At 64.3% G+C, this 22164-nt stretch carries 19 protein-coding genes; 11 read left to right on the forward strand and 8 right to left on the reverse strand.

Annotation, left to right across the window (positions count from 1 at the left end; translation table 11 throughout):
• Positions 1–35: 35 nt before the first annotated feature.
• The 9 genes from C4Q27_RS25655 to C4Q27_RS25695 all read left to right on the forward strand — a co-directional run bounded on the left by C4Q27_RS25655 (position 36) and on the right by C4Q27_RS25695 (position 12540).
• On the forward strand, positions 36–611 hold the full coding sequence (locus C4Q27_RS25655; protein ID WP_064490589.1) for an alpha/beta hydrolase: 576 nt from the start codon (positions 36–38) through the stop codon (positions 609–611).
• A 77-nt stretch (positions 612–688) separates the two neighbouring features.
• Positions 689–2644 carry a DUF1302 domain-containing protein gene (locus C4Q27_RS25660; RefSeq protein ID WP_064490588.1) on the forward strand — a complete coding sequence of 652 codons (1956 nt, stop codon included), beginning with the start codon at positions 689–691 and terminating at the stop codon, positions 2642–2644.
• Between the two features lie 38 nt (positions 2645–2682).
• Positions 2683–4041: a DUF1329 domain-containing protein gene (locus tag C4Q27_RS25665; protein WP_104887566.1), complete on the forward strand. Its 1359-nt coding sequence runs from the start codon at positions 2683–2685 to the stop codon at positions 4039–4041.
• A 21-nt stretch (positions 4042–4062) separates the two neighbouring features.
• The gene (locus tag C4Q27_RS25670) at positions 4063–5058 is read left to right on the forward strand and encodes a YCF48-related protein (protein ID WP_104887567.1); all 996 of its coding nucleotides are present in this window, start codon (positions 4063–4065) and stop codon (positions 5056–5058) included.
• 15 nt (positions 5059–5073) lie between these two features.
• The gene (locus tag C4Q27_RS25675) at positions 5074–7539 is read left to right on the forward strand and encodes an RND family transporter (RefSeq protein ID WP_104887568.1); all 2466 of its coding nucleotides are present in this window, start codon (positions 5074–5076) and stop codon (positions 7537–7539) included.
• Positions 7532–9310 carry an acyl-CoA dehydrogenase C-terminal domain-containing protein gene (locus C4Q27_RS25680; RefSeq protein WP_104887569.1) on the forward strand — a complete coding sequence of 593 codons (1779 nt, stop codon included), beginning with the start codon at positions 7532–7534 and terminating at the stop codon, positions 9308–9310. Before C4Q27_RS25675 ends, C4Q27_RS25680 begins: the two co-directional genes overlap by 8 nt.
• A gap of 11 nt (positions 9311–9321) precedes the next feature.
• A complete protein-coding gene (locus tag C4Q27_RS25685; RefSeq protein ID WP_256599829.1) occupies positions 9322–10962 on the forward strand; it encodes a fatty acid--CoA ligase in 1641 nt (546 codons plus the stop codon).
• A gap of 206 nt (positions 10963–11168) precedes the next feature.
• A complete protein-coding gene (locus C4Q27_RS25690) occupies positions 11169–11969 on the forward strand; it encodes a hypothetical protein (protein WP_064490583.1) in 801 nt (266 codons plus the stop codon).
• Positions 11970–12039: 70 nt separating this feature from the next.
• Positions 12040–12540, forward strand: a complete 501-nt coding sequence (locus tag C4Q27_RS25695; protein WP_004576657.1) for a methylated-DNA--[protein]-cysteine S-methyltransferase — start codon at positions 12040–12042, stop codon at positions 12538–12540.
• Between the two features lie 4 nt (positions 12541–12544).
• On the opposite strand, the gene C4Q27_RS25700 is transcribed toward C4Q27_RS25695, so the two are convergent.
• Together C4Q27_RS25700 and C4Q27_RS25705 are read right to left on the reverse strand one after the other, a co-directional pair.
• A complete protein-coding gene (locus C4Q27_RS25700; protein ID WP_064490582.1) occupies positions 12545–12787 on the reverse strand; it encodes a hypothetical protein in 243 nt (80 codons plus the stop codon).
• Entirely contained in the window at positions 12784–13527 is a 744-nt protein-coding gene (locus C4Q27_RS25705) for a carbon-nitrogen hydrolase family protein (protein WP_104887571.1), read from the reverse strand. Before C4Q27_RS25705 ends, C4Q27_RS25700 begins: the two co-directional genes overlap by 4 nt.
• A 214-nt stretch (positions 13528–13741) precedes the next feature.
• On the opposite strand from C4Q27_RS25705, the gene C4Q27_RS25710 reads away from it, so the two are divergent.
• Positions 13742–14467 (forward strand): serine/threonine protein phosphatase, encoded by a 726-nt coding sequence (locus tag C4Q27_RS25710; RefSeq protein ID WP_010953919.1) that lies wholly within the window; start codon positions 13742–13744, stop codon positions 14465–14467.
• Here the strand turns inward: C4Q27_RS25710 and C4Q27_RS25715 are convergent.
• Both C4Q27_RS25715 and C4Q27_RS25720 read right to left on the reverse strand, forming a co-directional pair.
• Complete coding sequence (locus C4Q27_RS25715; protein ID WP_104887572.1) at positions 14415–15029, reverse strand: LysE family translocator; 615 nt, start codon at positions 15027–15029, stop codon at positions 14415–14417. The genes C4Q27_RS25710 and C4Q27_RS25715 overlap by 53 nt on opposite strands.
• 83 nt (positions 15030–15112) lie before the next feature.
• Positions 15113–15922 carry an AraC family transcriptional regulator gene (locus C4Q27_RS25720; RefSeq protein WP_020192415.1) on the reverse strand — a complete coding sequence of 270 codons (810 nt, stop codon included), beginning with the start codon at positions 15920–15922 and terminating at the stop codon, positions 15113–15115.
• A gap of 131 nt (positions 15923–16053) precedes the next feature.
• Between C4Q27_RS25720 and C4Q27_RS25725 the strand changes: the two genes are divergently transcribed.
• Positions 16054–16677 (forward strand): LysE family translocator, encoded by a 624-nt coding sequence (locus tag C4Q27_RS25725; protein WP_012052432.1) that lies wholly within the window; start codon positions 16054–16056, stop codon positions 16675–16677.
• Here C4Q27_RS25725 and C4Q27_RS25730 read toward each other — a convergent pair.
• From C4Q27_RS25730 to eco, 4 genes are all read right to left on the reverse strand, one after another.
• Positions 16674–19151, reverse strand: coding sequence for an autotransporter outer membrane beta-barrel domain-containing protein (locus tag C4Q27_RS25730; protein WP_104887573.1), 2478 nt, complete (start codon positions 19149–19151; stop codon positions 16674–16676). The genes C4Q27_RS25725 and C4Q27_RS25730 overlap by 4 nt on opposite strands.
• Positions 19152–19263: 112 nt before the next feature.
• Entirely contained in the window at positions 19264–19539 is a 276-nt protein-coding gene (locus tag C4Q27_RS25735) for a peptidylprolyl isomerase (RefSeq protein WP_010953969.1), read from the reverse strand.
• A gap of 87 nt (positions 19540–19626) precedes the next feature.
• Positions 19627–21579, reverse strand: coding sequence for an acetoacetate--CoA ligase (locus C4Q27_RS25740; protein ID WP_104887574.1), 1953 nt, complete (start codon positions 21577–21579; stop codon positions 19627–19629).
• A 92-nt stretch (positions 21580–21671) separates the two neighbouring features.
• A complete protein-coding gene (gene eco, locus C4Q27_RS25745; protein WP_012052429.1) occupies positions 21672–22151 on the reverse strand; it encodes a serine protease inhibitor ecotin in 480 nt (159 codons plus the stop codon).
• Positions 22152–22164 lie beyond the last annotated feature (13 nt).

Raw genomic sequence — 22164 nt, forward strand, 5'->3', positions numbered from 1 at the left:
GAACCTCAACAGCTACACCGCACACGAGGTTCACCGTGGAAAAACTGCAAACCACTGCCACCGTGTTGATCGTCCCTGGCCTGCGCGACCACGTCGCCGATCATTGGCAGACGCTGCTTGCCAGCCGCCTGGCGAAGGTGCGCAGCGTACCGCCGCTGAAGGTTGACGGCCTTTGCTGCAACGCCCGGGTCGAGGCGATCCAGCGCGAACTGGAGCAGATCGACGGCCAGGTGCTGCTGGTGGCACACAGTGCCGGCGTTCTGATGGTCGCCCACTGGGCCGCGCGTTACCGGTGGCCGATCAAGGGGGCGTTGCTGGCTGCCCCGCCAGACCTCGACGCCCAGTGGCCGGCGCACTACCCAACCCCGGCCAGCCTGGCCGCCCAGGGCTGGTCGCCGTTGCCAACCACGGCGCTGCCGTTCCCGAGCATTGTCGCGGCCAGTAGCAATGACCACCTGGCCAGCTACGCCGCCGTTAGCGAACTTGCCCGCCATTGGGGCAGTGAGCTGGTCAACCTGGGCGCCGTCGGCCATCTCAACCCGGCTTCCGGTTTCGGCCCCTGGCCGTTGGCCGAGGCCCTGATCCGCCGTCTGGACGCCGAAACCCTGTAGTAACGCATGGACGCCCCAGCCACGCCCGCAACAGACGGGCGGCGTAAAAAACAATAACAATACGTGGAGCCATCGTAATGCCAGAACACCGCATTCACCATGCCGTGAAGCCACAGCGCTGCCTGCTCGCCTGCGCCGTCGCCCTGCTCACGCTGCCCGCCGCCCAGGCCGTCGAAGTCGAGACCGGCAATGAAGACTGGGCCGTGCGCTTCGACAATACCGTCAAATACAATTATGGCGTGCGCACGGAAAGCGCCGACAAGCGCATGCTGGGCACGCCCAACAGCAACGACGGTGACTACAACTTCCGCAAGGCCGGCACCAACATCACAAACCGGGTCGACCTGCTGACCGAGCTGGATGTGGTGTATCAGGGCAACACCGGTTTTCGCGTCAGCACTGCCAGCTGGTACGACAAGGCCTACGACAATACCGGCTCCAACAGCAACCCGTTCGTCAATGGCAACGGTGATCAGTCGGGCATCAGCCCCAGCCTCAATGGCCTGCCGGGTACTGGCATACCCCTGGGCAGCCCGCACCTGAGCAACTACGCCCAGCGATACTACAACGGCCCATCGGGCGAAGTGCTGGATGCGTTCGTATTCATGAGCCGTGATGTCGGCGAAGCGTCGCAGGTCAGTGCCAAGCTGGGCCAGCACAACCTGTTCTGGGGGGAAACCCTGCTCAACCCCGTGCATTCGCTGAGCTATGGCCAGTCCGGCCTGGACCTGGCCAAGCTGGCGGCATCGCCAGGCACCGAAGCCAAGGAGCTGTTCGTCCCCCGCAACCAGTTGTCGACCTCGTTCCTGGTCAACTCCGAACTCACCCTGGGTGCGCAGTACTTCTTCGACTGGGATGCTGCCCGCTTGCCCGAAGCGGGCACCTACTATGGCGGCGCCGATGTGGTAGGCGAGGGCGCGCAGAGCTTCCTGCTCGGCCACACCGGCACCCCGGGCTTGATCCCGGTGCGCGGAGCGCTGACCACCATCCGCCGCGGTCATGACCTGACGCCCGGCAAGAGCGGCGACTGGGGCATCATGGCCAGGTGGTCGCCGCAATGGCTGGGCGGCACCCTCGGTTTCTACTACCGCAAGACGTCCGAGATCCTGCCCCAGGCCTGGCTCGACGCGCGCGGCATGACCGTGGCCAGTGGCCCTTTCGGTAACCCACCGGGCAGCCGCCAGGCGGCGGTCGGCAACCTGTACAACTCGCTGCAAAGCACCACTTACCAGTTTGCCTATGCCGACAACATCGACATCTACGGCCTGAGCCTGTCCAAGGATGTGGGTGGCATCAGCGTCGGCAGCGACCTCAACATCCGCCACAACATGCCGTTGGCGAGTATCCCGGCAATCGTCAGTGCCCCCGGCCAAGGTGGCCTGGGTGGTGGCTTCGGTTTACTGCCGTCGCGCCTGCCCAGCAGCGGGGTGGTCTACGACGTACCCAAGGATGGTGACAGCCTGAGCGCCACTGGCGACACCCTGCATTTCACCGTCAACGGCCTGATGACGATGGGTGACACGCCGCTGTTCGACTCGGCAACCCTGCTGGGTGAGCTGTTCTACAGCAACCTGCTCAAGCTCGATGGCCACAACGAGGCTTTGTACAAAGGCAAGGGCAGCTACCGCGGCATCGACAAGGCGACCCGCGACAACTGGGGTATCGCCGTCAACTTCACCCCCACCTGGTACCAGGTGTTGCCGGGCATGGACCTGAGCATGCCGTTGTCGGTCAACGTCGGCCTGGACGGTGTCTCCCCGGTGCAAGGCGGCGGCGCCGAAAACACCGGCAATTACGCGGTGGGCTTGAGCGCTGCGATCTACAACCAGTACTTCGTCGACCTCAAGTACGTCGACAGCTTCGGTGAGACCAAGGCCTGCAAGGACGGCCAGACCGACGGCAGCACCCCCAATGCCCTGGACGGCGAACAGGATTACACCTGCTACGGCGGCGGCTACGCCTCCTTCTCCGGTGGTGGCGCCACCACCGAAGACCGTGGCGCGCTGTACCTGACCGTCAAGACGACCTTCTGAGTCCTGTTTCCTACCGCCTACACAGGAAGACAATCATCATGATCTTCGTACGTACCCTGCTGGCCTCGTGCCTGTCGCTGGCCGCGCTCAACGCCGCCCAGGCTGCCGTTTCTCCTGACCAGGCTGCACACCTGGGCAACAACCTGACCACCCTCGGCGCCGAAAAGGCCGGCAATGCCGACGGCTCCATCCCGGCCTACCAAGGCGGCCTGCTTACCCCGCCGGCCAGCTATCAGAGCGGCGCCAGCATGCGCCCCGACCCGTTTGCCAACGAGAAGCCATTGCTGGTCATCGATGGCAAGAATGCCGATCAGTACAAGGGGCAACTGACCGCCACTACCCTCGAACTGCTCAAGCGCTACCCCAGCTACCACGTTGACGTGTACCCGACTCACCGCAGCGTCGCGCTGCCGCAGGCGGTGCTGGACAACACCCGCAAGAACGCCACCGGCGCCAGAAGCCAGGAGGGCGGCAGCGCAGTGGACAACGTGCTGCCGGGCATTCCGTTCCCCATTCCGCAGAACGGCGCCGAGGCCATGTGGAATTTCCTGCTGCGCTACCAGGGCGTGAGCATGACCGCCAAGTACGACTCCTGGAACGTCGATGCTGCCGGCAAACCGTCATTGTCGACCACCGGCCAGGCGCACATCAGTTACCCGATCTATGAGGACATGACCAAGCCGATCGGCGCCAAGGACACCTATTACCAGATGAAACTGGTGTACACCGGGCCCGCACGCCGTGCCGGTGAAGCAATGATGCTGCGCGACGCTGCCAACCCGTTGGTGCAACCGCGCAGCGCCTGGCAGTACCTGCCGGGCCAGCGCCGGGTCAAGCTGGCGCCTAACCTGGCCTACGACACGCCCAACCCGGGCACCTCCGGCTCTGGCACTTACGATGACGTGTTCGTCTTCAACGGCGCGCTGGACCGCTACGACTGGACCCTGGTCGGCAAGCAGGAGATGTATGTGCCTTACAACACCTACCGGCTGACCTACAACACCGACGTCAAGCAGTTGATCACCCCCAATCACCTGGCGCCGCAGTTTGTACGCTGGGAAAAACACCGCGTGTGGGTGGTGGAAGGCAAGCTCAAGGACGGCGCGCGTCACATCTACCACAAGCGCCGCTTCTACCTTGATGAGGACAGCTGGATCGCGCTGGCCTCGGACCAGTACGACGCCCGTGGCCAGCTGTACCGGGGTTCGTTCGCCTTCCTCACCCAGAGCTATGACAAGCAGACCCCGGACGCCACGCCGTTCATGATCTACGACCTCATCGGCGGCACCTACAACCTCAATGGCGTGGTCGGTGCCTACGGCGGCATCCGTTACATCGACCCGTTGTCGAAAACCCAATGGTCGCCCGATTCGCTGGCCGGCAACGGCATTCGCTAAACGCACGGAGCAGAGGTTCCAATGCCTGTCTTCAAACGATGCAGCGTGGTGATGCTGGCCCTGGTTGCGCTGCATGGCGCGGCCCAGGCAGCGCCATTCACCGATGTGCTGGATGTGCCCGCCATGCCCAGCGCCCTTGCCAGCAGCAGCGCCCTGCGTGATGTGACCTTGGCCGGGCAACGCCTGGTCGTGGTCGGTCCGCGCGGGCACATCCTGTATTCCGATGACCACGGCGCGCACTGGCAGCAAGCCCAGGTGCCGGTCAGCGCCGACCTGAATGCAGTGAGCTTCGCCACGCCCGAGCTGGGCTGGGCGGTGGGCCATGACGGTGTGGTCCTGCACAGCCGTGACGGTGGCATGCACTGGCAAAAACAGCTGGACGGCCGGGTACTGGCCGAACAGCTGCCAGGCGCGGGCACCGACAATGCCTTGCTCGACGTGTGGTTCAGCGATACCCGCACGGGTTACGCGGTGGGGGTGTTCAACCTGCTGCTTCGCACCACGGATGGCGGCAAGCACTGGCAGCCGTGGCTCGACCACAGCGACAACCCGCAAGGCCTGCACCTGACCAGCCTGGCCGCGGTGGGCGACGAGCTGTTCATCACGGGCGAGCAGGGCCTGTTGCTGAAGTGGGACGGCAAGCGCTTCGCTCGCGTTGGCACACCCTACGCCGGCACCCTGTTCGGTGCCGTCGGCAAGCCCGGCGTGCTGCTGATATACGGCCTGCGCGGCCACGTCTATCGCAGTACCGATGGCGGCCAGCAGTGGCAACTGATCGACACAGGGATCAACACCAGCCTCACCGCCGCCGGTATCGACCCTGATGGGCAGCTGTGGCTTGCCAGCCAGGCCGGTGACCTGCTGCTCAGCCGTGATGACGGCGCCAGCTTCAGCCCGGTAGCCCACAGCCCCCGCAGCCCAGTCACCGCACTCGTCAGCGATGCCGGTAACGGCCTGGTGCTGGTGGGCGAGCGTGGCGTGCGCAACCAGGCCGGTAACCCCACGCAGCACCCCTGACAAGAGAAGACCCTGATGGCCGCTACCCGCCAAGATACGCTTCCGGTAATCCGCAACCTCGCCGATTTCGACCCACGCTCGGGCAATTGCCTGGAGCGCCTGGTGTTCAACCATCGCTGGCCATTTCTGCTGTGCATGCTGCTGGCAACCTCGGTGCTGGGCTTCATGGCGGCGACGCGCCTGGAGCTGCGCCCCAGCTTTGACAAGATGCTGCCGCAGAGCCACCCCTACATACAGAACTACCTGGAAAACCGCGCTTCGCTGCGCGGATTGGGCAATGCGGTCCGGGTGGTGGTAGAGAACACCCACGGCGATATCTTCGACCCGGGTTACCTGCAGACCCTGCGCCATATCAACGACGAACTGTTCCTCAGCCAAGGCGTGGACCGGGCATGGGTGAAGTCCTTGTGGAGCCCGGCGGTGCGATGGACCGAGGTAACCGAGGAGGGTTTCCAGGGCGGCCCGGTCATGCCTGACGGGTATCAAGGCGCAGCCGGTGATATCGAACAGCTAAGGCAGAACATCGAGCGTGCCAACATCGTCGGCAGCTTGGTAGCGCGCGACTTCAAGTCGAGCATGCTGGTGGTGCCGCTGCTCGACCAGGACTCAGCCACCGGCAAAGGCCTGGACTACCATGCCTTTTCGCAAAAGCTCGAACAGTTGCGCAGTCAGTACCAGGCCAGCGGCCAGTACCGCATTCATGTGATCGGCTTCGCCAAGCTGATGGGTGACCTGATCGACGGCCTGATCCAGGTGATGGCGTTCTTTGCGCTGGCTGTGCTGACCAGCCTGGTGATCATCTACTGCTATACCCGCTGTGTGCGCAGCACCTTGCTGGTGGTGGTGTGTTCGCTGACTGCGGTGGTATGGCAGCTGGGTATCGTCGCCTGGCTGGGCTATGCCATCGACCCGTATTCGATCCTGGTGCCGTTCCTGATCTTTGCCATCGGCGTGTCGCACGCGGCGCAGAAGATGAACGGCATCCTTCAGGACATAGGCCGCGGTACGCACCGGCAGATTGCCGCCCGCTATACCTTCCGCCGCCTGTTCGTGGCCGGGGTCACCGCACTGCTGGCCGATGCCGTGGGCTTTGCGGTGCTGATGCTGATCGATATTCCGGTGATTCAGGACCTGGCAATCACCGCCAGCATTGGTGTGGCAGTGCTGATTTTTACCTCTTTGCTGTTGATGCCGGTGGCGCTGTCCTATGTCGGTGTGGGCCGCAAGGCTGCCGAGCGAGCGCTACGTATCGATGCTCGCGCGGATCAGCACCGTGGCTTCGGCCGGCTGTGGGCGCTGCTTGACCGATTCACCGAACGCAAGTGGGCCAGTGCTGCACTGCTGGCTGCCCTGGCGTTGGCCGCCCTAGGCACCTGGGGTAGCCTCCAGCTGAAGATCGGCGACCTCGACAGTGGCGCCCCCGAGCTGCGTGCGGACTCGCGCTACAACCTCGACAACGCTTACATCACCCAGCACTACGCACTGTCCAGCGATACCTTCGCGGTCATGGTCAAGACGGCCCCCGAAGGCTGCCTGCAATACCAGACACTGATCCTCGCCGACCGCCTGGCCTGGGAGCTGCAGCAACTGCCGGGTGTGCAGACCACCGTGTCGCTGGCAAACGCGGTGCGCCAGATCACTGCGGGTACCTACGAAGGCAACGCGCGCCTGAACAGCCTTCAGCGCAACCAGGACGTGCTCAACTACGCCGCCCAGCAAGCCTCGGTCAACGCCCCGGAGCTGTTCAACAACGACTGTTCGCTGATGCCGGTGATCGCCTACCTCAAGGACCACCGCGCCGACACGCTGGCCCAGGTGGCTGTAGCGGCTGAGCGTTTCGCCCAGGCCAACAGCAGTGCTGACCACCAGTTCCTGCTGGCCGCCGGCAGCGCGGGCATCGAGGCCGCCACCAACGAGGTGGTGCGCGAGGCCAACCACCGCATGCTGTTGCTGGTGTACCTGGCGGTGACCCTGTTCTGCCTGGTCACCTTCCGCAGCTGGCGAGCGACGCTGGTGGCAATCCTGCCGCTGATGCTTACCTCGGTGCTGTGCGAGGCGTTGATGGTGGCCATGGGCATCGGCGTCAAGGTCGCCACCTTGCCGGTGATCGCCCTGGGGGTGGGCATTGGCGTGGACTACGCGCTGTACCTGCTCAGCGTGCAGTTGCACTACCAGCGCGCCGGCCTGAGCCTGGCCCACGCCTACCAGAAAGCCCTGGCCTTCACCGGTCGGGTGGTGGGGCTGGTCGGTATCACCTTGGCCGCTGGCGTAGCCGGCTGGGCCTGGTCGCCAATCAAGTTCCAGGCCGACATGGGCCTGCTGCTGACCTTCATGTTCCTGTGGAACATGCTCGGCGCGCTGGTGCTGATACCCGCGTTGTCGCACTTCCTCCTGCGCGGCCAGGGCGCCCCGGCAGCTGCCGAGGCCCAGGCGCCGGCGCTTTCGCAAACCCAAGAAACCGAGTGCTCGCCTCATGTCTGATTACCTTGCGCCACTGCGCGACATGGATTTTCTGTTCAACGAAGTGTTCGACATCCCGACCTGGTGGGCGCAAACGCCCATACTGGCCGAGGTGGTCGATGGTGACACTGCCCGGGCCATACTCGAGCAGGCCGGCAAGCTGATTGCCGAGCGAGTGGCGCCGCTCAACCGCAGTGGCGACGAGCAGGGCTGCCGCTGGGAGGCTGGCCAGGTAAGCACGCCCGACGGTTTCGCCGATGCCTACCGGGCATTTGCCGCTGACGGCTGGGTCGGTGTGGCCGGTGACCCGGCCTACGGCGGCATGGGCATGCCGAAGGTGATCGGCGCCCAACTCGAAGAGATGCTCAATGCCGCCAACCTGTCGTTTGGCCTGTACCCGATGCTGACCGCCGGGGCCTGCCTGGCACTGCTCAACCATGCCAGTGAGGCTTTGCAGGCGCTGTACCTGCCACCCATGTACCAAGGGCGTTGGGCCGGTTCGATGTGCCTGACCGAGCCCCACGCCGGCACCGACCTGGGCCTGATCCGCACCCGGGCACAACCCCTCGCCGACGGCTGCTACCGCATCAGCGGCACCAAGGTCTTCATCACTGGCGGCGAGCAGGACCTGACCGAGAACATCATCCACCTGGTGCTGGCGCGGCTACCGGATGCACCGGCCGGCCCCAAAGGCATCTCGCTGTTCCTGGTGCCCAAGGTGCTGGTCGGCGCCGACGGCGTGCTTGGCGAGGCCAACGCAGTGAGCTGCGGCTCGATCGAGCACAAGATGGGCATCAAGGCCTCGGCCACCTGCGTGATGAACTTCGACGACGCCATCGGCTACCTGGTCGGCGAGCCGAACAAGGGCCTCAATGCCATGTTCACCATGATGAACTACGAGCGCCTGGGCGTGGGTATCCAGGGGTTGGCGCTGGGCGAGCGGTCTTATCAGGGAGCCATCGCTTATGCCCGTGATCGTCTGCAAGGCCGCGCGCCGTCGGGTGTTGAAGCGCCGTCGCAGTATGCCGACCCGATTATCGTTCACCCGGACGTACGCCGCATGCTGCTGACCATGAAAGCGCTAAACGAAGGCGGGCGGGCATTTTCCACCTACGTGGCGTTGCAGTTGGACATGGCCAAATACAGCGACGACCCGGCTACACGCGCCAATGCCGAGGCCAAGGTGGCGTTGCTTACGCCGGTCGCCAAAGCCTTCCTCACCGACATGGGACTGGAGACTACCCTGCACGGCCAGCAGGTGCTGGGTGGCCACGGCTATATCCGCGAGTGGGGCCAGGAGCAGTTGATTCGTGACTGCCGCATTACCCAGATCTACGAAGGCACCAATGGCATCCAGGCGCTCGACCTGGTAGGGCGCAAGCTGCTGGGTGATGGCGGCAAGGCCTACCGTGGCCTGTCTGACGAAATCGTCAGCTTTGCCCAGGCGCTGCCAGTGGCGCACGCCGAGTTCAGTGCGCCACTGCTGGCTGCCGTGCACAACCTTGACGAACTGAGTGCCTGGCTGCTCGACCGCAGCCAAGGCAACCCACGCGAGCTTGGCGCGGCGGCGGTGGAGTACCTGCACGTGTTTGGCTACACCTTCTACGCCTACCTGTGGGCGCGCATGGCCGTGGTGTGCCAGGGCCAGGCGGCACCGGAGCCGTTCCACCTCAGCAAGCTCGGTACCGCGCGCTTCTACTTTGCACGCCTGCTACCACGCATCCACTCGCTCAGCGCCAGTGTCAGGGCCGGCAGCGATAGCCTGTACCTGCTCGAGGCCGAGCAACTGTGATGGCCGCCAACATGCTCACCACTCGCGTCATGCCCCGGGCCGAGCAGGCCTATGCCTATCCGCTGCTGATCAAACGCCTGCTGCTGTCGGGTGTGCGCTACCAGCCCAACCAGGAAATCGTCTACGCCGACAAGCTGCGCTACACCTACACCACGTTGCTGGAACGCATCCAACGGCTGGCCAACGTGCTGACCACGGCCGGGGTCAAGCCTGGCGACACGGTGGCATTGCTCGACTGGGACAGCCACCGGGCACTGGAATGTTTCTTTGCCGTACCAATGCTGGGCGCGGTGTTGCATACGGTAAACGTGCGGCTGTCCAGCGAGCAGGTGCGCTACACCATGAACCATGCCGAGGATCGGTGGGTACTGGTGCATGACGACTTCCTGCCATTGATGCAGCAGCTATGCGCCGACCTGCCGGCAGTCGAGGGCATCATCCGCCTCAGCGACGGCGCTGCCGACGCGCAGACAGTGCCTTTGCTGGGCGAATACGAAGCCATGCTGGCAGCTGCAGCGCCGCAGTTCGAATTTGCCGACTTCGACGAAAACTCGCTGGCCACACTGTTCTACACCAGCGGTACCACCGGCAACCCCAAGGGGGTGTACTTCAGCCACCGGCAACTGGTGCTGCATACCCTGGTCGAGCAGGGCACCTTGGCCGCGTGTGGCGAGGTACCGCTGCTGCGCACCGGCGATGTGTACATGCCGATCACGCCCATGTTCCACGTGCATGCCTGGGGCGTGCCCTATGTGGCCACGGCGCTGGGCATCAAGCAGGTCTACCCCGGGCGCTACGAGCCCAACCGCCTGGTGCGCCTGTTCCATGACGAGGGGGTGACGTTCTCCCATTGCGTGCCGACGGTGCTGCAGATGATGCTCGACAGCGAGCAAGGACGCTGCACCGACCTGACCGGCTGGAAGATGCTGCTGGGCGGCAGCGCCCTGACGCTGAGCCTGGCCCAGCGTGCCAGCGGGCGCGGCATCAGTGTGCATTGTGGCTACGGCATGTCGGAAAGCTGCCCGCTGCTCAGCATCACCCACCTGAGCACCGACTTGCTGGCACAGCCCATGGCGCAGCAACTGCCGCTGCGCATCGATGCCGGTGTGCCGATTGCCTTGGTGGACCTGCGTATCGTCGATAGCGAGGGCAGGGAAGTACCGCACGATGGCGCAAGCCTGGGCGAAATCGTGGTGCGCGCGCCTTGGCTGACCCAGGGTTACCTGCACGAACCGGAGCAAGGCGCGGCGCTGTGGTTGGGGGGCTGGATGCACACCGGTGACCTGGCCTGTATCGACTCGCTGGGCGTGGTGCGCATCCGCGATCGCATCAAGGACGTGATCAAGACCGGTGGCGAGTGGGTCAGTTCGGTGGCGCTGGAGAACCTGATCAGCCAGCACCCGTCCGTCGCCTCGGTCGCGGTAATCGGTATTCCTGATCCACAGTGGGGGGAACAACCTTTGGCCTTGGTGGTCTGTCATGACGGTGTGCAGTTGGACCAGCCGGCATTGGCCAGGCACCTGCAGCCGTATGTTGACAGCGGGCACCTGGCCAAATGGGCGATACCGCGGCAGGTGCGGTGTGTGGACGAGATCCCCAAGACCAGTGTCGGCAAGATCGACAAGAAACGCATTCGCCAGACTGCAATATAGATGTGGCTTGCGATGCCTGGGGGCGCCTTGCGCCCCATCTTGTTGCTGGCGGGGGCTTTGCCCGCGCGCTCAGCAGCCCCAAAACCCCGCCAAACAAGGGAATGGCGGTTGACTTGAGTTCACCCAGGTAAAGTTAGGTAAAAGCGGCCACGGCATATACACGGATCAGTATTGTGGTTTGTACTGTCCAGTTAAAGATGCCATTGATGAACACACTTCCGTCGCAGCCAAGCGCTGAACGCGGGGCGTTCTCCGGTTTCGAGGCGTGTCGCAATTCCCAGCAGGGCCCCGTGGTGATCCTTGCCTCCGGCGCTTCTGCCAAACATTTTCCGCTGGGCGAGTTTGCGCACTTGCCCATCATCGCCATGAATGGGTCGGTCGCCATGACCGCCGAACACGGCATCAAACCCTTCTTCTACGTGTGCACCGACAAAAGCTTTTGCCAGCAACAGCCGGCCTTGTTCGCCACTGCCGTGCGCGACAGCGAACGCCTGGCCCTGTGGCCAGAGCAGTATGCGCGTGCCGATGTGCCAGCCCACACCCAGTGTTATGCCTTGCACAAAGCCGACATGCCGAGCCTGCTGGACGGTTTGCGCGGCCATGGTGACAGTTGCGTGTGCAACCGGGCACTGTGGAGCAAACGCAGCCGCTCGATTGCCTTCAGTAAAGACATGGCCCATGGCTTTTTCGATGCCCGCACGGTGGCTTATGTGGCCTTGCAGTTGGCCTATCACCTGGGCTTCGAGGAAGTGTTGCTGGTGGGGGTAGACCTCGACCAGAGCGTCGGGCGCTTTTACGAGGACGGCCAGGGCCCGTCTTCGCCGTGCGGACTCGACCAGCATTGGGACAGCCGCATCCTGCCGTCGTTGAAGCTGATGGCCAGGGAAGTGGTCAGCGAGCATTTCCACGTCTACAACCTGTCGGCAACATCACGCATTCCCGCTGAGCTGATACCCAAGGTCACGCTCAGCCAGGCGCGGCACATTGCCGGCTGCGCAATGAACTGAGCAAGAAAGCGGGTGCATGAAAGACTGTGGATGCGTACAGTGGGCCGATCGCAACTTGCAGGAGCCCGCTATGTCCAGCGCATTCACGATCATGCCATCGCCCGTCGGCATGCTGACCCTAGTGGCCCGTGGCAATTGCCTGGCAGCCGTATTGTGGGAAGAGGAGCGGGAAAACCGCGTACGCCTGGGCGCACTGCACCGGGACGACCAGTGCCCGGTATTGCGGGAAACCGCTCGCCAGCTGGGTGAGTACTTTGACGGCAAGCGCCAGCGTTTCGAGCTGGCCCTGGACTTTGCCGGTACTGAGTTCCAGCGCCAGGTGTGGGCCGCATTGCTGGCGATACCGTTCGGCGAGACCCGCAGCTACAGCGACATTGCCCGGCAGCTCGGCAACCCCAGGGCGGTACGCGCGGTAGGCGCTGCCAATGGCCGCAACCCGATTTCGATCATCGCCCCCTGTCACCGGGTAATCGGCGCGTCGGGCAGCCTGACCGGCTTTGCCGGTGGCCTGGCGGCCAAACAGTATCTGTTGGCGCTGGAAGGGCGGCAAAGCCTGGCACTGGACCTGTAAGGCGTCAACCGAACCAGCTGGCGATCAGGCAGGCCAGCACAGCCAGCACCGAACCGGCGATCAGGGTGTATTGCCGCCGGGCCTGACGTGCGCGGGGCCCGACCTCACGCAGGTACTCGCCGGGCGTAGGCGCATCGGGCCGATGGCGCAAACCCTCGGCCACATCGGCAAGTTGACCCTGAATCAGCAAACCGACCAGGCAGTAGGTGCAGGCGTAACTCAGCAACGCTAGAAACAGATAGATCATGCAGGGTGCAGGTTCAAGGGCAGGGTGATCGCGCTGGCACTGCGGGTGTCGAGTACGATCAGCCCTTCACTGTGGTCATCCAGGCTGGCCAGCAAGTGCCCCTGGCTGTCCCATGCAGCAGAACCGCCGGCACCGATGAAGGTGTCGGCCGGCCCCACGCAGTTGGCCATCAATACCGGTATGCCCAGCTCGCGTGCCACCTCTGGGTAGTGCGCATATCCCTCGCGGATACCCTTGGCGGTTTTCGCAACGCTGACCAGGTACAGGTCGGCACCGCGCTCGCGGGCAACGGCGGCATGCGCCAGGAACATCGATTCGTAGCAGATCGCCGGCGCCACCCGGTGTTCACCCACCTCCAGCAGCAATGCCTGATCACCTGGGGTGAAGTAAGGCAGTTCATCATCATGCAAGCGCTGCTTGGCATAGGCCTGGCGCGGCGCTTCAGGGCAGAAGATGGGCATGCCGATGCGTATGCCGTCGGGCGTCGGCAATGGCAGGCCCACGGCAACCGTAATGCCCAGGCGGTCGCAGGCTGCCTGCAGCGGGTCCAGGCGCGCGGAGGTGACGGGCAGGGCGGCCTGGCGCGCCACACTCGGCTCATAGCCGGTCAGCGACAGCTCGGGGAACACCACCAGTTCGGCACCCAGGGCCGCAGCCTGCTCGATGCAAACCAGATGGCGCTGGAGGTTGCCTGGCAAATCGCCCTTGAGCGACGCCAGTTGTACGGCGCACAGTTTCATCAGAACCATTCCCTGGTGAAGATTGACGTGCCGAGCATACTACCGGCACCAACGCCTGTTCCAGTGAAGGGTTTTTCAGGAAGCCTGGGGTGCGCAGCAAAACGCCTCCCAACCTGCGCAGCCACGGTACCTTGTGCCATGCTGTCCAGTGACAGCGCCATGCGCACGGCCCGCGCGAAGGCGGGCAGGGTGCTACCAGCGGAGGAACACTGTAATGGCACGGTTTCGGCGGATGATCGCCAATATCCGGGGACGGGATCTGGCCGTGGGCGATATCCATGGCCACTTCCAGCGCCTGCAACAATGCCTGGATGCGGTAGGGTTCGATCCGGCGGTGGACCGCCTGTTCAGCGTAGGTGACCTGGTCGACCGTGGGCCGCACAGCGAGGCAGCGCTGGAATGGCTGGCCCAGCCGTGGTTCCATGCCGTCCAGGGCAATCATGAGGCCTTGGCAATCACCCGCGTGCGCGGTGGGCGGCTCGACCTGGGCATGTACCGCGCCGCCGGGGGTGGTTGGTTCCTCGACTTGCCGCGGCGCGAGCAACTGCGTTTCGTGGAGCGTTTCGAGCAGTTGCCGATTGCCATGGAAGTGGAGAGTGCGGACGGTCTGGTAGGCCTGCTGCATGCAGACAGCCCGTTCGCCGACTGGACAGACTTACGCTCCTGGCTGGAACTGGATGACGACCCTGAAGTGCGCCAAGTGTGCCAGTGGTCACGTCGGCGCCTGAAAGAGGGAGACACCCAACCGGTGCAGGGCCTGCGAGCCCTGCTGGTCGGCCACACCCCGGTGCTGGAGGCCAAGCTGCTGGGCAATGTGTGGCACCTGGACACGGGGGGCTGGGCCAGCGGCCATTTCACCTTGGTCGACATGCGCACCTTGCAACAAGTCAGCCCCGGGCCAGATGCAGCAACAACGCCCCCGCCAACATCACCAGCATGACCCCCGAGGCTCGCTCCAGCCACGCCAGGCTGCGGGCGAAGCGCCGCAATACCCGCTGGTTGCCGATGGCCACGGCGACCAGCAAGTCCCAGAGCAGGACGATGCTGAACATCCATAGCGCGTAGGCCGTTTTCCAGCCGGGGCTGACGCTGGCGACCATGCTGGCCAGGCTGGCATAGAACAGCGCGTTCTTGGGGTTGAGGATGCCAGATAGGAAGCCCATGCCCAAACTGCGCCACCAGCCATGAACCCGCTGGCTGCCGGCGACTGTGCCCAGGCTGGTTTGCCCGGCATGGCGCAGGAACAGCACGCCGATGTACAGCAGGTAGCTGGCGCCGGCCAGCTGCAGGGCGCTGAACAGCAGGCTGCCCTGCTGCAGTACCGAAAGCCCGGTGAAGGCGATGACGATGAACGCGCCATTGGCCAGCGCTATGCCCAGACAGGCGCCGCTGGCGATGCGCCAGCCGCTGCTGATCGCGTTGCGTGCGACCAGGAAAAAGTCCGGGCCAGGTGAGAGCAGGGCAAGGAAGTGGGCCAGGGCGATGATCATGAATTGTTGCATTAGGGGCTGCTCTACGGAAAAAACCGCAGTCTGCTGCCGGGCCCGTTCTGGCGTATTGAACAATATTGCATATGCAGCAGGTTTCAGTTTCCGCGGTACTGCCCCGGCGTAACCCCCACATGGGCCTTGAACACCCGCTGGAAATGGCTCTGGTCAGCAAAGCCAAGCTGGTAGGCCACTTCCGCCAGGGCCAGCCCTTCACTCAACAGTTGCCGCCCACGGTTGACCCGGGCATTGAGCAGGTAGGCATGCGGCGTGAACCCGGTAGCCGCACGAAACGCGCGGATCAGCTGATAGCGCCCCAGCCCGGCCTCCCGCGCCAACACCTCCAGGCTCAATTGCGCAGGGTCCTGGTGTTCGATGCGTGCAAGCAACCCGCTCAAGGTGGCGGCTTGCAGGGCGGGGGCCGCTGCCAGCGGTGGGTGCGCGGAAAAATCCAGGTCCCCCAGAAAGGCAATCAGCGCCGCATCTTTCTCGCCGTTGCAGGCACTGGAAAACAGTAACCTGTTCAGCGCGCAGAACTGCCGATATACCTCGGCCTCCCTGCAGATACGCACCGGTTCGCCAGCTTCGATACCGCCAAGACCCGACTCCAGGCGTAACTGCGTCAGCCAGTCGGCATCCACATGCAGCATCTGATAGCTCCACGCCAGGCCGGGGGCCGGGTTGCAGGCATGCACGCGGTGGGCCGGAACCAGTACCAGCGTGCCGGGCGCCAAGTGTTGCTGCCCGTCGGCAGCCCCGGTGAAATGGCTGCGGCCAGCATCCACCGCACCGATGGAAAACGTCGGGTGGCTGTGGGCCTTGTAGCAGGCCCGGCTGTGACAGGCGCGCCGGCTTTCGACATGTGCCAGAGCCGGATCGCGCCACAGGTCGGCGTGGGAACGGGGCATTACAGGCTCCTCGGTATTGCCGGCAGGGTAACAGGTACCGTGAACCCGTACAGTTTTTATCGCTGGCTGTTACTTGACCGCAGGGCCCGGAACGCGCCGAAATAGAGGGCTGTTGTCAGAGGAAAACGAGAATGGACCTTTCAAGCCTGCTGCTTTTCATCCCTGCCTGCTTCGCCTTGAACATGGCGCCAGGGCCTAACAACCTGTTGTCACTGCACAACGCCAGCCGTTACGGCCTGCGCACCGCCTGCGTAGCCGGCGCCGGCCGTATCCTTGCCTTCTGCGGCATGATCGCCCTGGCAGCGATGGGCCTGGCAGTGGTGTTGCATACCAGCGAATACCTGTTCCTGGCCATCAAGGTGGTGGGCGCGGCCTACCTGTTCTACATCGCCTGGCAACTGTGGCGCGCCCCCGTGAGCGAGACCGTGGTGGCAAGCGATCACCCAGGCGGCACTTGGCGCCTGGCGCGCCAGGAGTTCTGGGTGGCGGCTGGCAACCCCAAGGCCATCCTGATCTTCACCGCCTTCCTGCCGCAGTTCGTCTCGGTCGGTAGCAGCACCCCGGTAAGTGAGCAGTTCCTTTGGCTGGGTGTGTTGTTCCTGCTGCTGGAATGGGCGGCCATCGCCATCTACTCAGGCCTGGGCGCCTACATGCAGCGTTGGTTCAGCCAGCCCGGCCCACGCCGGATGTTCAACCGGGTCAGCGCGTCCTTGCTGGGCTGCGCGGGTCTCGGTCTGCTGGCTGCGCGCCGCTAGAACTGCCAGCGCACGCCCAGGTTCACGCCGCTGGCTTCCTGCTGGCGGCTGTCCAGGTTGGCGGTGTACTGCACGCCGCCATGCAGGCTCAGCGCTTCGTTGACCTGCGCTACCACACCGCTTTCCAGTTGCACTGAGGTATAGCGGTAATCGGTCTTGATCTTGTCAGCGTCATCGAAGGTCAAGGTGTCGCGCCCACCGTCGCCGTGCCACAGGTTGACCTGCGCAAAAGGCTGCAACAGGCGCCCGCTGCTCCCCGTGAACGCACCCTCCAGGCGCAGGCCCAAACGGCCGGTCAGCTCGCCCTGGGCGTCATGACTGATGCGCGAGACGCTGTCGCTGGCGCTGTCCAGCGCGACCTTTTGCGCAATCAGCTGAGCTTGCGGTTCCACGCGCCAGTGCTCGGACAGGGTGATGGGGTAGCCCGATTCCAGTGAAGCTGTCCAGGCGTGGCCGTCGAGGTTCAGCGTGTCGCCACGATCGGAGCGGGCGCGGCCATCCAGGCGGGTGTACTGCAACACCGCGTCCAGGTACGCGCCCTGTGGCCCGACCAGCGTCCAGTAGGTGCCCACGCTATCGCCATCGAGCTTCAGGTCGCCCACCCTGCGGTCGTGAACGGCCAGAGCAAACCCTTTGACGTCGGCGTCCAGGCGGCTATGGCTTACGTAGATACCGACATGCTGGCGGTAACCGTTCTCGCCAACCTTGGCATACAGGTCCTGGCCCACCTTGAAACCGTACAGGTCGCCATCCAGGCTCGGGCTGACCGTGCCGCTCCATTGCTGGCGCAGCGTGCCGCCGTAGGCTTGCCCCCAGCTGGCGGGGAGGGCGCTCTCACCCTGCAGTAACAGCTGGTCGCCCTGGCGTTGGTGGAAGGTGCCCAGTGCCTGGCGGGCGATGATCGCGGCCCCCCGCGGCGCTGCGGCATACACCGGGACCTCGGGGCGGTACAGCGGCAGGCTTTGGCCCTGCACCGGCGCCGGCAGCTCGGCCTGGCCGGGCGCTGGCGCAGCGACGGGCAGGGTGACGGCCGGGGCGATCACTGGCGGCTCGCCCGGTGCCGGCACAGGGGCTGGCGCGGGTGGCGCAACCAGCGTCGAGCGCAGGTACCAGCTGTTTTCACTGCCGGCAGTGACGCCCCCTTTGAACAACCGATAGTCGTAGGCACCGGCCGATAGCCTTTGGGTCTGAACAAAGGCGGTGGCCGTACTGGTGGCGCCGTCACGGGCTTCGACCACCTGGATGCCGTTCTGGGCAGTCGCCGCACCTGCGCCGTTGAGGTTGTTGATGAGCACCTGGGTAGAGCCGGCGATGGCGCCGCGGCTGATCACCAGGCGATCGGAAGCAGCGCCATCGCCGGCCAGCACGCTGTTCAGGCGCAGGGTGCCGTTGTTGCCGGTGTAATCGCCCTCGATGCGCAAGCGGCCCATGGCATCATTGCCGGCGGTGAGGTCAAGTGTGCCTGCGTTGCTGATTGCGGCGCGCTGGCCTGGGGCAAACGCAGTGATCACCCCTTGGCGTGAAGTGATGCTGCTGCTGGCGTCGAGGGTGAGGCTGCCCGTGCTGCTGTCACTGTCGCCCAGTACCAGCGTGTCATCCAGTGCCAGCCGGCTGCCGTTGTTCAGCGCCACGCGCTCCCAGTTCACATAGTGGGCACCGCCTGCCGGCTGGCTGGCATCGAACGTCAGGCTGTCGTTACCTCCGCCGCCGTCCAACGTGATACTCAGCACCTCGGGCGTAAGGCCTTTGAGCAGTGCCGTGTCATCACCTGGCCCGGCATCCACGCGCCCGCCAATACGGCCACCGTCCCAGGTGAAGCGGTCGTTGCCAGTGCTCAGCAACACATCGCCGCCAACCTGGCCACCGTGCACCAGCACCTGGTCATCGCCACCGCTGACGCTGATGTTGCCGCCGATGTTGCCCTCGAAGACTTCGATGTAGTCCTTGTCGAAGGCCGCGATGACGTTCCGGTCGACGCTGCCGCCACGCATGATGAAGGTGTTCTCGTCCAGCCGCATGTTGACGTTGCCGATACGCCCGTCGTCCATTTCGGCATAGTCGCCGCTGTCGAACGTGCCCTTGATCCAGCCACCGGTCATGTGAAAGGTGTCCAGGCCATCACCCTGGTTGAGGTTGCCTTCGATGACGCCGCCGCTCATGGCGAAGTCATCAATGCCAGCGCCTTGGTTGACGTTTCCGCCGACGCTGCCAGAGGCCATGTCGATGCTGTCTGGGCCGGCGCCAAAGGTTACGTCGCCGGTGATGGCGCCGCTACCGGATGCCGGGAATACCAGGCGGTTATCACCGCTGGTGTCCACCAGCGAGGGCGCAGTGCCGCTGTCACAGGTGTAGGTGTCGTTACCCGGGCCGGGTGAGAAGGTACAAGCCGCGTGTGCAGCGGGCGAGGCCATCCCCAGCAGCGGGAGCGAACCCAGGGTCAGCATCAGGCGTAGACGCATCAGGAAATCCTCCATTCTCCAGGGAGACCTGCGCACCACGTGTGGTGCACAGGGTTACCGGGGTTGTATAGAGGAGTGCGTCACGACCACAACTGGCAAAAATGTCAGGTGGCAAAGGGCTAGCGCATTAGTCGCGGTAGAACGTTTGCACCAGGTGGTAGCCGAATTTGCTCTTGATCGGCCCGTGTACCACTCGCAGAGGCTTCTTGAAGATCACCTGGTCGATGGCGCCGACCATCTGCCCCGGGCGAATTTCGCCCAAGTCACCACCACGCTTGCCGGATGGGCAAAGAGAGAACTTTTTCGCGAGCACGTCGAAAGCCTCGCCGTTGGCGATGCGCTGCTTGAGCTTTTCGGCTTCGTCAGCGGTCTTGACCAGAATGTGGCGGGCTTGGGCTTTCATGGGCTACCTGTGCATCGGGGAAAAAGGCGGCATTATGCCTGATTGAATCCCGTTGAAGCGATCGCGCCCAAATGGCCGCGATGAATGTCAGCTCTTCAGCTCAGCGCGATCGCGAAACTGCTCCAGCGCCTCCGGGTTGGCCAGGGCATCGGTGTTCTTCACCGGCCGCCCATGCACCACATCGCGAATCGCCAGTTCCACCAGCTTGCCACTGATGGTGCGCGGTATGTCGCTGACCTGGGCGATCACCGCCGGCACATGGCGGGGCGTGGTGTACTGGCGTATCACCTGACGGATGTGCTGGCGCAAGGCTTCATCCAGCTGCAGGCCGTCTTGCAGGCGCACGAACAGCACCACCCGCACATCCCCGTTCCAGTCCTGGCCGATGGCCACGCTTTCCACAACCTGTTCGACCTTTTCCACCTGGCGGTAGATCTCTGCCGTGCCAATGCGCACACCGCCCGGGTTGAGCACGGCGTCGGAGCGACCGTGGATCACCATGCCCCCGCTGGCACGCTGCTCCGCGTAGTCGCCCTGGGCCCACACCCCCGGAAACTGGCTGAAGTAGGCATCGTGGTAACGGCGACCGTCCGGGTCGTTCCAGAAACCGAGTGGCATCGAGGGGAAGTTGCGCGTGCACACCAGCTCGCCTTTTTCGTCCACCACGGGCTGACCCTGCTCGTTCCACACCTCCACCGCCATACCCAGGCCCTTGCACTGGATTTCGCCGCGACGCACAGGCAGGGTCGGGTTGCCCAGCACGAAGCAGGAGACAATGTCCGTGCCGCCCGACATGGACACGAGCCACAGGTCGGCCTTGATCTTGTCGTACACATAGTCATAGCTGTGCGGTGACAGCGGCGAACCGGTGGACAGCAGCAGCCGCAGGCTGGTCAGGCAGTGGCTGTTGGCAGGTTCCAGGCCTGCCTGCTCCAGTGCCGCCAGGTACTTGGCGCTGGTGCCGAAGGCGTGGATGCCTTCGGCCTCTATCAGGTCCAGAAGGCGCTCGGGGCCCGGGTGGAACGGCGAGCCGTCGTACAGCACCAGCGTGGCACCCACCGCCAGGCCGCTGGCCAGCCAGTTCCACATCATCCAGCCGCAGGTGGTGTAGTAGAACAGCACGTCATCGGCCTTCAGGTCGTTGTGCAGGCCGTGTTCCTTGAGGTGTTGCAACAGCACGCCTCCGGCGCGATGGACAATGCACTTGGGCACGCCGGTGGTGCCACTGGAATAGAGGATGTACAGCGGGTGGTCGAACGGTAGCGGGGTGAAACGGGGCTCGCCGCCAGGCTGGAAGAAGTCATCCCACAGGCTGACGTTGGCTGCCTGGAATTCATCGGCACGCGTGCCTTTGCGGGTATGGGGCACCACGATCAGTTGCTCCAGGCCAGGCAACTGCGCGCACACCTGGTTGACCTTGGTCACCTGGTCGATGGCCTTGCCCGCATACTGGTAACCGGCGCAGACGATCAGCAGCTTGGGTTCGATCTGGCCGAAGCGGTCGATGATGCCGTGCACGCCGAACTCGGGCGAGGAGGTAGACCAGACCGCGCCAAGGCTGGTGCAGGCGAGCATGGCCACCAGTGTTTGCCAGGTATTGGGCATGATGGCGGCTACCCGGTCGCCCGGGACGATACCTGCAGCCTTGAACGCCGTTTGCAGCCCGGCCACCTGTGCGGCCAGTTCGGCATGGGTGAATACTTCGCGCTGGCCATCTTCGCGTACGGCGACCACGGCCGGGCGGTCGTCGCGGCGGCGCAGCAGGTGTTCGGCAAAGTTCAGGGTGGCATTGGCGAACCATTGCGCATCGGGCATTTGCGGCCCTTCGCTGAGCACCTGGCTGGGTGGGGTATGCCAATGCACGTGGAAGTACTCGGCAAGGGTTTGCCAGAAGGCGCTGCGCTGTTCGATGCTCCAGCCGTGCAGGGCCTGGTAGTCGTTGAGTTGCAGGTTGTAGCGCAGGTTGACCCGGCGGCGGAAGGCATCCATCCGGCTGGCCTCGATCTGCGTTGTGGACGGGCGCCAGAGCACATCGTTCATGCCGAATCTCCTTTACCGGAACAAAAGCAGGCTCAGGGCAGGATCAGCCTTGTGTGGCGTATAGGCTGACCCTGCAGAGAAAGCGGTCCTGCCTACTCTACTTTAGCCTTCTGCACATCCTGCGATGCCGACCACACGCGGTAGCGCACTTCGACATCCTTGGGCACATACACCACCACCGGCAGCTTGCTGTTGTAGCGCAGCAGGAAGCCATCGCCGACCACCGGCACGAAGGCCTCGGTCTTCTTGCCGTCCGGGCAGGCCATCAGCGTGCTGGCCGGGCCGCTGACGTTGTCCAGGCGGTAGTAATTGTAGCCCCAGCCTTCCAGGGTGCGTGCTTCCAGGTTGCCGCCCAGGCGCTGACGATTGCAGTCGACCTGCAGCGTCTTGCCAGCGAGGATTTCCAGTTTATAGGCCGACTCGTCGGCCTGGGCCGGCAGGTGGATAACCTGCCGGGTGAAGCCTTTTTCCGCCTCGGGGTAGGGCGCGATGTCCTTCAGGCTGGCGGCCATCGCAGGTGCGGCGGCGGCCAGGCTCAGGGCCAGAATCGCGGTCATTGGGGTAGGGCGCATAAGGCCTCCTTGC

It is taken from the genome of Pseudomonas sp. SWI36, from assembly GCF_002948105.1.
Classification (GTDB): domain Bacteria; phylum Pseudomonadota; class Gammaproteobacteria; order Pseudomonadales; family Pseudomonadaceae; genus Aquipseudomonas; species Aquipseudomonas alloputida.

Bases quoted from the DNA above. Each gene is read 5' to 3' on its own strand.
- C4Q27_RS25660 (WP_064490588.1), top strand. From the start codon at position 689: ATGCCAGAACACCGCATTCACCATGCCGTGAAGCCACAGCGCTGCCTG.
- C4Q27_RS25665 (WP_104887566.1), top strand. From the start codon at position 2,683: ATGATCTTCGTACGTACCCTGCTGGCCTCGTGCCTGTCGCTGGCCGCG.
- C4Q27_RS25670 (WP_104887567.1), top strand. From the start codon at position 4,063: ATGCCTGTCTTCAAACGATGCAGCGTGGTGATGCTGGCCCTGGTTGCG.
- C4Q27_RS25675 (WP_104887568.1), top strand. From the start codon at position 5,074: ATGGCCGCTACCCGCCAAGATACGCTTCCGGTAATCCGCAACCTCGCC.
- C4Q27_RS25680 (WP_104887569.1), top strand. From the start codon at position 7,532: ATGTCTGATTACCTTGCGCCACTGCGCGACATGGATTTTCTGTTCAAC.
- C4Q27_RS25685 (WP_256599829.1), top strand. From the start codon at position 9,322: ATGCTCACCACTCGCGTCATGCCCCGGGCCGAGCAGGCCTATGCCTAT.
- C4Q27_RS25690 (WP_064490583.1), top strand. From the start codon at position 11,169: ATGAACACACTTCCGTCGCAGCCAAGCGCTGAACGCGGGGCGTTCTCC.
- C4Q27_RS25695 (WP_004576657.1), top strand. From the start codon at position 12,040: ATGTCCAGCGCATTCACGATCATGCCATCGCCCGTCGGCATGCTGACC.
- C4Q27_RS25700 (WP_064490582.1), bottom strand. From the start codon at position 12,787: ATGATCTATCTGTTTCTAGCGTTGCTGAGTTACGCCTGCACCTACTGC.
- C4Q27_RS25705 (WP_104887571.1), bottom strand. From the start codon at position 13,527: ATGAAACTGTGCGCCGTACAACTGGCGTCGCTCAAGGGCGATTTGCCA.
- C4Q27_RS25710 (WP_010953919.1), top strand. From the start codon at position 13,742: ATGGCACGGTTTCGGCGGATGATCGCCAATATCCGGGGACGGGATCTG.
- C4Q27_RS25715 (WP_104887572.1), bottom strand. From the start codon at position 15,029: ATGCAACAATTCATGATCATCGCCCTGGCCCACTTCCTTGCCCTGCTC.
- C4Q27_RS25720 (WP_020192415.1), bottom strand. From the start codon at position 15,922: ATGCCCCGTTCCCACGCCGACCTGTGGCGCGATCCGGCTCTGGCACAT.
- C4Q27_RS25725 (WP_012052432.1), top strand. From the start codon at position 16,054: ATGGACCTTTCAAGCCTGCTGCTTTTCATCCCTGCCTGCTTCGCCTTG.
- C4Q27_RS25730 (WP_104887573.1), bottom strand. From the start codon at position 19,151: ATGGAGGATTTCCTGATGCGTCTACGCCTGATGCTGACCCTGGGTTCG.
- C4Q27_RS25735 (WP_010953969.1), bottom strand. From the start codon at position 19,539: ATGAAAGCCCAAGCCCGCCACATTCTGGTCAAGACCGCTGACGAAGCC.
- C4Q27_RS25740 (WP_104887574.1), bottom strand. From the start codon at position 21,579: ATGAACGATGTGCTCTGGCGCCCGTCCACAACGCAGATCGAGGCCAGC.
- eco (WP_012052429.1), bottom strand. From the start codon at position 22,151: ATGCGCCCTACCCCAATGACCGCGATTCTGGCCCTGAGCCTGGCCGCC.